Source organism: Actinomycetota bacterium, assembly GCA_040754375.1.
In the GTDB taxonomy this organism is placed as follows: Bacteria; Actinomycetota; Acidimicrobiia; order Acidimicrobiales; family AC-14; genus JBFMCT01.
On record JBFMCT010000010.1, the window covers coordinates 74,260 to 86,780 of the forward strand.

Annotated in this window: 14 protein-coding genes; 4 read left to right on the top strand and 10 right to left on the bottom strand. The window is 69.6% G+C overall.

What is annotated here, in order from left to right:
* Positions 1-78 precede the first annotated feature (78 nt).
* From AB1673_06690 to AB1673_06715, 6 genes are all read right to left on the bottom strand, one after another.
* On the bottom strand, positions 79-498 hold the full coding sequence (locus AB1673_06690; GenBank protein MEW6153660.1) for a VOC family protein: 420 nt from the start codon (positions 496-498) through the stop codon (positions 79-81).
* 70 nt (positions 499-568) lie between these two features.
* Positions 569-1,417, bottom strand: coding sequence for an ABC transporter permease subunit (locus AB1673_06695; GenBank protein MEW6153661.1), 849 nt, complete (start codon positions 1,415-1,417; stop codon positions 569-571).
* Positions 1,417-2,205 (bottom strand): ABC transporter permease, encoded by a 789-nt coding sequence (locus AB1673_06700; protein MEW6153662.1) that lies wholly within the window; start codon positions 2,203-2,205, stop codon positions 1,417-1,419. The genes AB1673_06695 and AB1673_06700 overlap by 1 nt, the downstream gene beginning before the upstream one ends.
* Positions 2,198-2,908, bottom strand: a complete 711-nt coding sequence (locus tag AB1673_06705; protein MEW6153663.1) for an ABC transporter ATP-binding protein — start codon at positions 2,906-2,908, stop codon at positions 2,198-2,200. The genes AB1673_06700 and AB1673_06705 overlap by 8 nt, the downstream gene beginning before the upstream one ends.
* A 113-nt stretch (positions 2,909-3,021) precedes the next feature.
* Entirely contained in the window at positions 3,022-4,032 is a 1,011-nt protein-coding gene (locus AB1673_06710) for an ABC transporter substrate-binding protein (GenBank protein MEW6153664.1), read from the bottom strand.
* A gap of 203 nt (positions 4,033-4,235) precedes the next feature.
* The gene (locus AB1673_06715; protein ID MEW6153665.1) at positions 4,236-4,820 is read right to left on the bottom strand and encodes a YceI family protein; all 585 of its coding nucleotides are present in this window, start codon (positions 4,818-4,820) and stop codon (positions 4,236-4,238) included.
* Positions 4,821-5,287: 467 nt separating this feature from the next.
* On the opposite strand from AB1673_06715, the gene AB1673_06720 reads away from it, so the two are divergent.
* The 3 genes from AB1673_06720 to AB1673_06730 all read left to right on the top strand — a co-directional run bounded on the left by AB1673_06720 (position 5,288) and on the right by AB1673_06730 (position 8,116).
* Positions 5,288-6,988: an FAD-dependent oxidoreductase gene (locus AB1673_06720; GenBank protein ID MEW6153666.1), complete on the top strand. Its 1,701-nt coding sequence runs from the start codon at positions 5,288-5,290 to the stop codon at positions 6,986-6,988.
* 453 nt (positions 6,989-7,441) lie between these two features.
* Positions 7,442-7,651: a hypothetical protein gene (locus AB1673_06725; GenBank protein MEW6153667.1), complete on the top strand. Its 210-nt coding sequence runs from the start codon at positions 7,442-7,444 to the stop codon at positions 7,649-7,651.
* Between the two features lie 297 nt (positions 7,652-7,948).
* A complete protein-coding gene (locus tag AB1673_06730) occupies positions 7,949-8,116 on the top strand; it encodes a hypothetical protein (GenBank protein MEW6153668.1) in 168 nt (55 codons plus the stop codon).
* A gap of 192 nt (positions 8,117-8,308) precedes the next feature.
* On the opposite strand, the gene AB1673_06735 is transcribed toward AB1673_06730, so the two are convergent.
* Both AB1673_06735 and AB1673_06740 read right to left on the bottom strand, forming a co-directional pair.
* Positions 8,309-8,641, bottom strand: coding sequence for a hypothetical protein (locus AB1673_06735; GenBank protein MEW6153669.1), 333 nt, complete (start codon positions 8,639-8,641; stop codon positions 8,309-8,311).
* Between the two features lie 75 nt (positions 8,642-8,716).
* Positions 8,717-9,346, bottom strand: coding sequence for a hypothetical protein (locus tag AB1673_06740; GenBank protein MEW6153670.1), 630 nt, complete (start codon positions 9,344-9,346; stop codon positions 8,717-8,719).
* Here AB1673_06740 and AB1673_06745 point away from each other — a divergent pair, their 5' ends adjacent.
* Positions 9,347-9,613 (top strand): hypothetical protein, encoded by a 267-nt coding sequence (locus AB1673_06745; protein ID MEW6153671.1) that lies wholly within the window; start codon positions 9,347-9,349, stop codon positions 9,611-9,613. It abuts the gene before it with no gap.
* A 58-nt stretch (positions 9,614-9,671) separates the two neighbouring features.
* On the opposite strand, the gene AB1673_06750 is transcribed toward AB1673_06745, so the two are convergent.
* Both AB1673_06750 and AB1673_06755 read right to left on the bottom strand, forming a co-directional pair.
* On the bottom strand, positions 9,672-9,884 hold the full coding sequence (locus tag AB1673_06750; protein MEW6153672.1) for a hypothetical protein: 213 nt from the start codon (positions 9,882-9,884) through the stop codon (positions 9,672-9,674).
* A gap of 119 nt (positions 9,885-10,003) precedes the next feature.
* Positions 10,004-12,043 carry a LuxR C-terminal-related transcriptional regulator gene (locus AB1673_06755; GenBank protein MEW6153673.1) on the bottom strand — a complete coding sequence of 680 codons (2,040 nt, stop codon included), beginning with the start codon at positions 12,041-12,043 and terminating at the stop codon, positions 10,004-10,006.
* Positions 12,044-12,521: the final 478 nt, after the last annotated feature.

Here is a 12,521-nt window from a genome sequence, read left to right on the forward strand (position 1 = left end):
CGGAGGCTGTCCCACCCGGCTGGGACAGCCTCCGCCTGGTAGTCGGCTTGCCAGGTCGCGAACTCCTGCGCTGGGGCTTCAGGCCGGCGCCGCGAGGGCCGGGGCGACCGCGCCGCCGAAGACCTCGAGCTGGATGTTGTCGGGGTCTCGCAGGGTGATCATGGCGCTCCCGCTCGCAGGTTGCTTGACCTCCGAGTGGACGACGCCGAGCTCTTCGAACCGGTCCTTGAACTCCTGCACCGCTTCGGTGCTCCCGACGTTGAAGGCGATGTGGTCGACGCCGGCCCGGCGCTCGTCGAACGGCTCCCCGGGCGGCTGCTCGTGCGCCGTGAGCGTCAGCGTCACGCCGCTGCCAGCCAGCATGCGGGCCCGACGGAAGCCGTCGCCTTCGATCTCGGCGACGGTCTCGAACCCGAGCGTCTGGCGGTACCACTCGGCGCTCTTGCCGAGGTCCGAGACGCTGAGGCTCACGTGGTGGTAACCCAGAACTCCTGCCATGAGCGTGTCTCCTTCGTGTAGTGATCTATCAGTGGTAGAGCGTGCGGCTGCACACGGGCTGCGCTCGGCCCTAGCCGACTGGCCGGTTGCGGAAGGCGAAGCCCTGCAGCACCGACACCATCCCGTTGACGACGAAGCTGAACAGGCCCGCCACGAGGATCAGCCCGAACACCTGGCCCGCGAGATAGCTCCGCTGGGCGTTGGCGATCAGGGCGCCTACGCCGTCGACCCTGGTCACGATCTCGACCAGCAGTGTGACGACGAGCGCCAATGGCGCGGCGACGCGCACGCCCAGGAAGATGGAGGGCAACAAGGCGGGCAGGACGCACTTGCGCGAGCGCTCGACGGGGCCGAGGCGAAGGGACCTCGCCATATCGAGGAGCACGGGATCGAGCGAGCGGACGCCGGTGCGGGTGTTGAGTAGGACCGACCACATGGCCGCGAAGGTGACGACGGCAACCTTCATCGTCGTGCCGTAACCGATGAACAGCACGGCGATGGGCACGATCGCGGCCGGCGGCATGGCCCGTACGAACTCGAGGGTCGGTCCCAAGGCCCGGTCGGCCTTGGCGGAGGCCCCCACGAGCAGCCCGAGGAGCACCCCCAGCACGGTGGCGACGCCGAGCGCGATGGCGAAGGTGGAAAGCGTCTGAACCGCCGCGGGCCGAAGCCTTCCGGTGCTCCAGAGATCGCGGACCCCGTCGATCCATGTGGACGGTGGTGGGAAGTACGGCGAGCCCTCCGAGCCCAGCATCTGCCACATCAGCAGGAGGGCGGCCAGCGGGAGCAGGCCACGCAGCGGGGGGAACGCAGACGTTCGCCGGGCCTGCCCGTCTCGCGGACGCCGGCGGATGCCGGGGGGGTGGACGTCGTTCGCGCCAGCCGTGTCGTGGGGGACGGGAGCCTGGACGGCGGCCATCACGCGACGCCCCCGTGGCCGGCCGCCAGCGCCGGGAATGCCCGCTCCGAGACGTAGCGGAGGCCGGTGTTGAGCACGACGCCCAGGATCCCGATCGTGACGACGTAGGCGAACATCTGCTCCGGTTGCAGTGCATGCTGGGCGCGCACCAGGGCGTTGCCCAGCCCGCTGGGGTTGCCGATCATCTCGGCTACCACCGCCAGCACCAGCGACAGCGACATCGCCAGGCGCAGGCCAACGACAATCGAGGGCACGGCCGAGGGCAGGATCAGCTTCCGGATCCGAGCGGGCTTGGACATACGGAGCATCTGCCCGACGTCGACCAGTTCGGGTCGCAGGCTGCGCACGCCGTCGATCGTGTTGATCAGCACGGTCCACGCCCCGGCATAGACGATCAACACGAGCTCCATCCGCAGCGAGAACCCGAAGACCAACAGCGACACCGGGACGAGTGTGATGGGCGGGATCGCACGGACGATCTCCACGCTGGCCATCGAGTACCGCCACGCGGTGTTCGAGAGGCCCAGCCACACCCCGAGGGTGACCCCGATGACCCCGGCGATCACCCAGCCCACGAGCGCCGACCGGAGCGTGTGCGCGACCGGGGCGAAGAGGTCACCCGAGGAGACCAGGGAAGCGAATGCGCCGGCGACGCCTGAGGGGGCGGGGAGGAACTCGAAGTCGGCCGCTGCCGTCCGCACGACGACCTCCCACACCCCCATGAGGGCGGCCAGGGTCACCAGCCCGAGAAGGTTGACGCCCCCGGACCACGGGGCGTGCCTAGCCATGGCCGCGCACGATCTCGTCGTATACCAGGCGGCGAAGACGGTGGAACTCGGGCAGCTCCTTCGTAGCCAGCTGGTGGCGCGGGCGGGGCAGCTCGACTGTGACCTCGCGAACGATCGTGGCCGGGATGCCCCCGAGGATCAGAATGCGGTCGCTGAGGTATACGGCCTCGTCGATGTCGTGGCTGACGAAGGCGACCGTCGGTTTCCGCTCCTGGTGGACTCGCAGGAGCTCGTCTTGCAGCAAGGACTTGGTCATGGCGTCGAGAGCACCAAACGGCTCGTCCATGAGCAGGACGCACGCATCCATCGCCAGTCCCCGGGCCAGCTGCACTCGCTGCTGCATGCCGCCTGACAGCCTCCATGGGTAGTCCTTGGCTCGCTCCGCCAGCCCGACCATGTTCAGGGCATCGGTGACCCGCTGACGGATCTCGTCCTTCGACGGCACCCTCCCCTCGAGGCCGAGGGCCACGTTCTTCTCGATCGTGCGCCACGGCAGCAGCGATGCGGCGTAGTTCTGGAAGATGAAAACGGCTTCCTTCGGTGGCCCGTCCAGGGCCTGGCCCCGGAAGCGCACCTCCGAACCGGGCGCCGGCTCGATGAGGCCGTCGAGCACTCGGAGCAGGGTCGTCTTACCAGTGCCCGAGCGGCCCATGATCGCGACGAACTCGCCTTCCCGCAGGTCCGCGGTGATCCCTTGGAGGATTCGCCGCGGACCTTCCGTGGAGCCAAGCTCGACGCTGAGGTTCCGGCATTGACAGACGACGGGCTTCGTCGCCGGGGCGGTGGTCCTGCCTCGCGGCGCGTCCGTGGCCACGGTCATCGGCCGGGAGGCGTGAGGACCAGCTTGTTGGGGTCGACGTTGCCTCCGAACTGCCCGATGTCCTTCAGTACCTGCACCCACCGGCCGAGGTCCTGCGTGCGGATGTCGAAGTTGTAGGTGGGCAGGGCGACGGAGTTGGCGATGGGCGCCGCCATCCCGGTGTAGCCCTGCAGGACCTGACGAGCCTCGCTGTTGTTCTGCTGGATGAAGATATCGGCTTCCTTCAATGACTGGACGAAGCGCTCAAGGGCCGCACGATTGTCCTTCGCCCACGATCCCTGGGCCATCCAGAAGTTGGTGGCGAGGGGGTCGGCGATGGGCGAGAACGGGTCGCCGATCGAGACGAAGCCGTCCCGCTTCAGGCTGGTGGCGAAGGGCTCCAGCGCTTCGACGGCGTCGATACGCCCGGCCTTGAGCTGGTCAGGAAGGTTCGGGGACGGCGCCTCGACGCCCCTGATCGAGTCCGGGTTGACGCCCTGCTGCTTCGCCGCCCACAGGACGCCGGCGTGGATGACCCCGCTCAGCGTCGGCGTACCGACCGTCTTGTCCTTGAGGTGAGCGACGTCGGTGATCCCGGAGTCGGCGGGGACGATGATCTGGGCAAAGGGGTTCGCCTTGGAGCTGATCGTGTTGCCCGCGACCTGGACGACGTCGAGCCCTGCACCCCCGGCCCGGATGAGGTCGGTGGCCGTGGCAAGCGCGATGTCGAACTGGCGGCCCAGCGTCGCGGGGATGTCGGAGATGTTCGCCGCTTGCTCCAAGGTCACGTCGAGATCGTTGCGCTCGAAGATCCCCTTCTCCTTCGCCACGTGCAGCGGCAGTACGGTCGTGGCGGGTACGAAGGACACGCGGAGCTTGGCCGGGCCAGCCGCTGTGGAGTTGGCGCCCTGTGCACCAGAGGAGGTCTCGCGGCCGTCGCCGCCGCACGCCGCCGCGACGAGCGCTAGGACGACCACCGAGGCGCGGACGGGTAAACCACGGTTCTTGAAGAGCGGCAAACGCTTCATGCGATCCCCTATCTGAACATCAACGGTTGCGGTGATTGCTAGGTCTAGAAGCCGGCTTCGCAGGGGAATTGCGTTCCTACACCCGGCACGGCGCCCGCAGGAGGTGGCCGGAAGACCAGGCTGGGCCCCGAGTGTGCGGCGTATCTGCGGTCTCGCTGCAGGAGGACGTGGCCGCCATCGGTGGGGCCGCTCGCGCCCTGGCCTCACCCCGACCCGGGCCGGGTGAACTCGGCATCGACGGTGAACCGCAGGTTGTTGCTCACGACCAGGCCGCCCCCCTCGAGCGCCGCGTTCCACGTGAGCCCGAAATCGGTGCGATCGATGCTGCCCGCGCCGGAGAAGCCGATACGGTCGTTGCCGAAGGGGTCGCGCACCAGACCCCCCAACTCCGTCCGGAGCGTCACCGAGCGGGTGATGTCCCGCAGGGTGAGGTCGCCGCGCACGAGGTACGAGCCGTCGCCCTGCTCCTCGACACGCGTGCTGCGAAAGGCGATCGTCGGGTAGCGCTCGACGTCGAGGAAGTCGGAACTCCTGAGGTGCTGGTCACGATCGGGACTGCCCGTATCGATGGAGGCGGCGTCGAGCTCGGCTTCCACCCATGACCGCAAGGGGTCCTCGTCGTCGACGTGAAGGGCCCCGAGCGTCGCCTGCATGCGACCGCGAACTGTCGCGACCATCATGTGGCGGACGGGAACCTCGACCGACGTGTGTGCTGGATCAAGGCTCCAGTCGCCGGCCATTTCGGCCAGGATCGCGTCGAGTTGTGCCAGCGTCACCGTCTCGGCCATTGCGTCACCTCCTGATGTCCGGGCCCGCGCTCACCGGGGCAGGCCCTCGGTGATGGCCACTCCTGTTCCATCTGCCGCCCTCCTCGTGAGCCCCGCCTTTGGCCCACGACCGCGGTATGCCCCGAGCTGTTGAGCTTCGCGGCCCCGCCTTGTAGAGCCTGACGGCTTGAGCAGGGCCCTGCATCCCGTGAGTACGTAGTTCGCGCAACGACGAGCTCATGCGGCATCGTGATCGCGTCGAACCAGGCTGCGTTGGCGACCAGCCCGAAGGCCGGCCGGCGGGCCGGACCACGCGATCGCGGGATGTGCGGGCCGGGCCGGGCGGGCGAGAGTCTCTCATGGCGACGGAACAGGGGTGCGAGAGCCAAGCCTGCTCGACCGGTTCGACAATTGTCTGGCGGAAGCTGGCATGCGGCTCAAGCGTGCTGATCGGCCGACCCGAGAGTGTTCGCGGGCGGCTCCTGTAGATGGACGGCGAGCCGGCCGGGCCGCACGAGACGCCGGATGGCTCCGGGGCCCATCCGCGGCTCGATGAAGAGCAGATCCGCAGCCTGGAGCGGTACGGCGAACGGCGGACAACGCAGACCGGTGACGTGCTGTTCAACGCGGGAGAGCGGGTCTCCGAGCTCTACGTGGTCCTCACCGGGGCAGTGGCGATCGTGGAGGGATACGGCGCCGAGGACAGGGTGCTGAGCGTCCACGGCCCCGGGCGCTTCCTCGGCGAGGTCGGCCTGCTCACGGGCCAGGTCACTCTGGTGTCGGCCGTCGTGCAGCAGCCCGGGGAGGTCCTCGCCGTGCCGCTGCACCAGCTACGTGAGGTCGTGGCGCGCGACGCTGTCTTGGGCGACCTCATCCTGCGGTCCTGCCTCCTCCGGCGCTGGGCCCTCATCGGGATGGGAGCCGGGTTCAAGATCCTGGGGTCCCGGCATTCGCCCGACACCCGGAGGCTGCGCGAGTTCGCGGCCCCCCACCGCTGGATCGACCTCGAGGAGGACCCGTCGTCGGAGGTTCTCCTTCGCCGGCTGGGCGTCGAGCCCCACGAAACCCCCGTCATCGTCTGCCCCGGTGGCGACATCCTGCGGAACCCCTCCAACGCCGACCTCGCCCGGGCCGCCGGGCTGGTCGCTCCCCACTCGGCCGGCGAGCTGTGCGATCTCGTGGTCGTCGGCGCCGGACCTGCCGGCTTGGCAGCCGCCGTCTACGGTGCCTCCGAGGGCCTGGACACCGTGGTCGTCGACGGCGTGTCGACCGGTGGCCAGGCCGGCACTTCCCCCCGCATCGACAACTACCTCGGGTTCCCGGCCGGGATCTCCGGTCCGGAACTGGCCGAGCGAGCGGTCGTCCAGGCCGAGCGGTTCGGGGCCCGGATCACCGTGCCGTTGAAGGCCTCGTCTCTCGAGCGCGTTGACGGCCACTACGTCGTCCACCTCGAGGGCGGTGAACAGGTGGCGGGCCGCACCCTCCTGCTGGCCACCGGTGCGCGCTACCGCAGGCTACCCGTGCCGCGGCTCGAGGAGTTCGAACCCACGAGTGTGTACTACGCCGCCACCGAGGTCGAAGCGCAGATGTGCCGGTCCGACCCGGTCGTGGTCGTGGGCGGCGGGAACTCGGCAGGCCAGGCCTCCCTGTCGCTCACCAGGCACGCGGCCTGCGTACGCCTGCTGATCCGGGGCGGGGACCTGGGCAAGGACATGTCCCGCTACCTCGTCGACCAGATCGAACGCAACCCGAACGTCGAGGTCCTGCGCCACACCGAAGTGCGTGAGCTCGTCGGCCAAGAGGTCCTCGAGGCGGTCGTCGCCGAGAACAACCAGACCGGCGAACGCCTGCAGGTCCCGGCGCGCGCCCTGTTCGTGTTCATCGGGGCCGACCCTCACGTCGACTGGCTCGCCGGCCAGGTCGAGCTCGACGAGGACGGCTTTGTGCTCACCGGGACCGGCGCGCGCGACGGCTCCGGCGACCTCCACGCGGTGGCGCTGGAGACGAACCTGCCCGGCGTGTTCGCGGCTGGGGACGTTCGCAGCGGCTCGATCAAGCGGGTGGCGGCCGCCGTCGGCGAGGGCGCCATGGCGGTGCGCCTCGTCCACCAGCACCTGGCCGGGGACGGGTCGCCCCCCCAGGAGGCTCGAACCGTCGACGGGCGCCCTTCACCTTCAACCGCCTCCTGAGCTACCGCTACGGCTGCTTGTGCCGCAACGGGGCCTTGGGAAGGTGTCGTCAACCATCCGGTATCGGCAAAGCCCCACCCCGCGCAGCAGTGGCGAAGGCGGGTTAAGCGTCATTTTGCCCAGGCAAGTGGGACCCAGAGGGAGCCGAGCCGCTACCAGCGACGGCGAAGGCCACGGAAGGCGCCTGGGAACTTGGAGCGGGCGCCGAAGGACCCTCCGGCGTAGGGGGCGTGGAACGGTCAGACGGTTTTCGTGGGAACTGGAGAGGCCCTCCTCGGCCCCGCCCTGCGGGGGCGGGAGCGAGCCCGCCTATAACCGTCGACGGGAAGTGGCGGGCGGCCGAGAGGGAGTCGGAGGGGGTCGTAGTAGCGACGACGGCTGGGACAACACAACCCGGCCTGAGCGAAGGGCCCCTGCTTCACCGGTGCACGACGAAGGAGGCGAGGAGCCCTGATGAGTGCCGAGCGATCGGCTAGGTCCGTCAGCCACGCCGAGGGCGTGGACAAGGTTCGAGCGCTCCAACGCGTGCTGTATCGCAGTGCCAAGCAAGACCCAGAGCGTCGGTTCCACGCCCTTTACGACCACCTCGCCCGCAGCGACGTGATGTGGCGGGCCTGGATCGACGTGGCCACCAACCAGGGGCCCCCGGCGTCGACGGCGTGAGCATCACTCACATCGCCGACGGAGGCGTCCAGGGAGTGCGAGCCTTCCTCGACGGGCTCGCCGCAGAGCGGCGGGGTAAGAGGTATCGCCCGAAGCCCCTGCGGAGGGTCCACATCCCCAAGCCGGGCAAGCCGGGCGAGACCCACCCGCTCGGCATACCCACCGTGGCGGACCGGGTGGTGATGGCGGCCGCCAAGACGGGGCGGCGACGGGCCAGGTGGAGGGCGACTCGTCGCCGATGGCGCCGAGGGCGTCGCCGACCGGCAGCGGCTGGAGCGACCCACCGTTGCCGGCCACGTGCGCGTCGCCGCTCTCGTCGAGGATCAGGTACTGCCGGATGATCCGGTGCTTGTAGGCATCGAGCAGGCTGCCCCGCTCGGCGCCGGCGATCAGGTCGTCAATCTCGGCGCGGATGCTCTGGCTGGGGGATACTCGTTCGGTCAGGGTGTAGGTCCTCCTTCGTGAGTTGGTAGCTCTTCGAAGGAACCTACGCCCGTCGACTTCTACACCAGCGGATGGACGCCACCCCAGCTCGATCGCGTCGAGAGAGTGGTCCTTGCATGGGCCGCCGCCGCGTGGTGGCGCATGGCGCCATGGCGCCACGAGAGTGCGCAGTGGCGCGCGTGGTCGAGCGGTGCGTCGCCCGCCTACATGAGGTCAAGTACGCGTGGCTACGTACACCACGACATCGACGCCTTGTGGGACACCGCAGCGGGAGACTCGGACGATCGTGCTGGGCTCCGTTCCCGGTACATCGACCTGCCGCACGACGAAGGACAGCTTGCGCCCCGCTGTGAACTCATCCGGGGTCAGTCCGTGGGCGGTCTCGAAGCCGGTGCCCTCGCGTTCTTCCCTGTACCGGCACGGAATGTCCGCGGTCCTTGCTGCCATCTCGGAGAACGCATACAGCGCAACCCCGACGAGTACCACTACGAGGATCGTCGCGCCAACGCCGATCCACCACCGGCTGCGACCTCCCCACACTGGCATGTCACCATCATCGTCAGAACGGGTGTCCCGATTTGTCGCGCTCCGCACAATCGAATGATACCTGCGCGGTCGACATCATGACCTGGCTCGCGACGAGTCCCTTGACTCGACTTTGACACGGTGATCGCGAACATGCTGGTCAGCGGGGCGCGATCGAGGGTGTTTGTCACTACAAGGGCCGGTTGATCTGCTCCTACGCGATGCGGGCCCGGCCCCACGACCCCCGAAGGCGTCGATGTCCGCCTGCAAGGCCGACCGGCGGGTCATAAGCTCGATGCACCTGCCGCCGGCGTCGAGCACGACGGCGTGGACGCGGGCGAGCTCCCGCATCGCCCGGGCCGGGCTGAGGTGCTGGTCGTCGAGGTCAGGGTCGCGCACGTCCGCAGCCCGCAGGTCGGCGGCCATGAGGGACTCGATGACGGCGGCGTAGACGCAGATGGCGATGTGGCCGCGTACGCGGTCCTCGGTCCAGTGGTAGACGGGCCGCAGGTGCAGGAAGTCCTTGAGCACCCGGAAGCGCCGCTCGACCTCGAGCAGGCGGCGGTAGGCGACGACCACCGGGCCGTGGTGGCCTGCGCCGGCGTGAGGCTGGTGGCCAGCACGTAGCGCCCCGGCCGAGCGGGACGACTCGGCCTCCACGTCGTCGCCGCCGGCGCCGTCGACGTGGCGCTGCAGGATGTCAATTTCCCCGTTGCTTCGAACCACGTGTTCACCGCCGAGGTGGCGCTCCGATGCAACGCCCAAATCCCCTGCCCCGTGACTCTCGCCCTGTGGGGGCTTGGGATCAACGGCGACGAGCCTGCCGCCCGCAACATCACGGTTCCTCTCGGAGGCTGGAGCGTCTACGGACTGATCGCACAGGGCTACGCACCTCACTCGAAATTGCGGTTCGAAGTTTACAACGGCACCTTCGGACAAAACTTGGACGTCGACTTTGCGACGCCCCACTGGAGCGACAACCGCTCGCCGTAGGTTCCGAATTGCGGTCTGTCTGACTTAACCGCGGAACCCGGGCTGGAAGTGAACCAACTCATGGGGTCGCCTCGGTGGTCTCGGTGTCGGTCCGGCGATGGTAAGCGAGCCGCTCCTCTCGGGCTCGGGCGAGACCCTGCCGGCGGGCCTCGCGGATTGTCTCGCCACGGCCCTCGTGCTCGTCGTTCGGGGTGATGTAGCCGATGGCCTCGTGAAGGCGCACCCCGTTGTATTCGGTCCTGACCCTCGCCAGTTCGGCCTCGAGGACCACGGGGTCGGTGATGTCCTCCAGGTGCGGCCACTCGCTCTTGACGTGGCCGAATCAGCCAATCGCGAAACCATCCGGCATCGGCAAACAGCCCCACCCCGCGTAGCAGGGGCGAAGGCAGGTCATGCCTTTGCCGCCGCGTGCACCATTACCAACCGCGTGAGGTCGACTCGCGACGAGATTGCGAGCTTGCGGAAGATCTGGCGAAGGTGGAAGTCGACGGTGTGGCGCGAGACGAACATGCGCTCGCCGACCTGGGGGTTGGTGAGCCCCTCGGCCACCAGGTCGGCCACCCGTAGCTCCCCGTCGGTAAGGCTGCCCCATCCCGAGATGGGGCGATCGGCGTGCCGCCAGTGCCGGCGGCGGACGCCGGCCTCCCTCAACCGGGCACGCACCCGGGACGAGTCCCGTGCGGCCCCGCACGCCTGGTAGGTGTCGAGCGAGCTCTCCCAGCAGCCGATGGCGCCGGAGAGGTCGGACCGCTCGGCGAGAATGGTCCCTGCGTCCTCCAGGGCAGACGCGGCGGCCCACGGGTGGCGGTGGGTCGCGGCCGCCCGCAGCAGTATCTGCGGGTCGCGCTCGAGAAGGCCCCGGGCGTGCTCGGCGGCGGCAATCAGGGCCGGGTAGCAGGCGCCACCGTCGCCTGGGTGGGTGGCCAGGCGCTGGGCGCACGCCACCACGGCCTGGGCTTGCGACCGGTCGCCGGCAGCAAGCGCCAAGCGCACCACGAAGGCGGCGGCGGCCGCCTCCTCGACGAGCAGAGAAGCGACCCCGGCCGTACCCATGCCGTTGCTCGCCAGGGCGCGCAGAGCACGCTCCCGGTCGCCCTCCGCTGCCGCCAACTGGGCCTCGACCCAGGAGTAGATCGTGGGTGCGAACACGGCGCGGGTGGACGGCGGCCCCACCTGGCTGCGGGCGAGGTACCGGACGGCGTCACCGATGTCGCCGCGCTGGAGGGCGACGGCCGCCAGCACCGAGAGGGCCATCGGGACCAAGAAGCGGCAGCCCGTCGCCTCGGCGTGAAGGAGGCCGGCCTCGGCGTGGGCCTGGGCCTCGTCCAGCCGGCCTGCGGCGAGGCGGAGGCGGGCGCGGAACACGTCGGGCGCCGACGCCCAGACCGTGTCGCCGGTTGCCGTCGTGCCCAACTCGCCCTGGGTGACGGCGCCGTCAGCGGCCTCGAACTCCCCCAGGGCGGTGAGCTTGGCGGCCAGGCAGAGGTGCGGATGGACGCGACGTCCCTCGACCGGCCCGCGGTCGGCGCGACGGACAGCGGCCCGCAGGAGCCCGAGCGCGTCGGCGACCTGGCCCTCGCGCCAGGCCAGGAACGAGAGCGCCATCAGCGCCCCGGCCAGGGCGGCGTCTCCCCGGCACTCGGGCTCGCCGGCCAGGATGGACTCGGCCAGCCGCCGGGCGCGGGGCAGATCGTCCTCGGCCAGGATGGCGAACAACCGGGAGATCTCCGCCCCGGCGTAGAGGGACTCGTCCAGATCCGGCTCGGCCAGCACCTTCTCGGCCTCGGCCTCCGCTTCGGCGGGGAGGCCGCTCCCGAAGAGGATGGACGACAGGGTGAGGCGCAACTGCGCCCGGGCGTCAGCCGCCAGAGCCGGGTCGACGAGCACCGAGCGGGCCAGCGCCGCCGCCTCCTCCAGTCGCTGGGCCCGTACGAGGGCGTCGACGGTGAACAGACCACGCGCAAGCCGGCGTTCGTCGGCCGGTAAAGTCAGGGTCAGCGCCCGCAGGGCCAGGTCGGCGGCCGCCGCCGGCGAGTCGGCCAAGGCCTCGGCCGAGGCCCGGTCCAGGCAGTCCAGGGTTATGCAGTCTCCTTCGCGGGCGCTTTCGAGGAGATGCCGGGCGGCTGCGACGGCCGATCCCCCCCGGCCGAGCAGCGTGGTGCCGATCTGGCGGTGCAGGGCCCGCCGCGCCGGCTCGGGGACCTCGGCGTAGAGCGCATCTCGTACCGCTTCGTGGCGGAACCCGACGGTCGTCGGGAACACGATGAAAGCCCCGGCCGCCACCGCTTCGTCGATCGACGGGAGCAAGGCCCCGACCGGTTCGCCCATGACGTCGCTCAGCACGTCGAGCGAGAAGCACGGCCCCAGTACGGCCGCGACCTTTACCAGGCGCGCCGCGGCGGGAGTGAGCTGAGCAACGAGCTGCCGCACCGCCGGCTGCTGGACCTGAGCGCTCGCCCGATGAGCGCGTTTGGTGACGTCTGTCACCACCGTGGCGGGGTGAAGGGCCGTGCCCTCGTCCGTACCCTCGTGATCGCCCCCGGCAAACTTGGCTGCGGTCATAGGCCATCATGTGCGCCGGGTTGTCGGTGAAACCTCGTCCTGGCGGGACCAATCGCCGCCGATAGTTCGTCCTCGTCACGCGCGAAGCGCGTCTACTGTGTGGCGTATGGGCGACTCTATGCAGTTCGGGTTGCCCGGTGTCGATGTCGCATCTGGCGAACACCTATGTGCGATCCTCGCGGGCCCAGCCTTGCGCGACAGGTACCAGGCGTCCCGGAATGTCAAGGGCCATCTCGTCCTGCCCATAGGCGGCCAGCGGAACTGCCCGGTCGTGGCCATCAGAACTGCCCAGCGGAGGCCGTGAGATCTGCCCATGCGTTTCGTTCACCCCAACTCGCGGGCTGGG

Excerpts from the sequence above, each read along its gene's own strand:
- AB1673_06690 (MEW6153660.1), bottom strand. The coding sequence starts at position 498 with ATGGCAGGAGTTCTGGGTTACCACCACGTGAGCCTCAGCGTCTCGGAC.
- AB1673_06695 (MEW6153661.1), bottom strand. The coding sequence starts at position 1,417 with ATGGCCGCCGTCCAGGCTCCCGTCCCCCACGACACGGCTGGCGCGAAC.
- AB1673_06700 (MEW6153662.1), bottom strand. The coding sequence starts at position 2,205 with ATGGCTAGGCACGCCCCGTGGTCCGGGGGCGTCAACCTTCTCGGGCTG.
- AB1673_06710 (MEW6153664.1), bottom strand. The coding sequence starts at position 4,032 with ATGAAGCGTTTGCCGCTCTTCAAGAACCGTGGTTTACCCGTCCGCGCC.
- AB1673_06715 (MEW6153665.1), bottom strand. The coding sequence starts at position 4,820 with ATGGCCGAGACGGTGACGCTGGCACAACTCGACGCGATCCTGGCCGAA.
- AB1673_06720 (MEW6153666.1), top strand. The coding sequence starts at position 5,288 with ATGGACGGCGAGCCGGCCGGGCCGCACGAGACGCCGGATGGCTCCGGG.
- AB1673_06725 (MEW6153667.1), top strand. The coding sequence starts at position 7,442 with ATGAGTGCCGAGCGATCGGCTAGGTCCGTCAGCCACGCCGAGGGCGTG.
- AB1673_06735 (MEW6153669.1), bottom strand. The coding sequence starts at position 8,641 with ATGCCAGTGTGGGGAGGTCGCAGCCGGTGGTGGATCGGCGTTGGCGCG.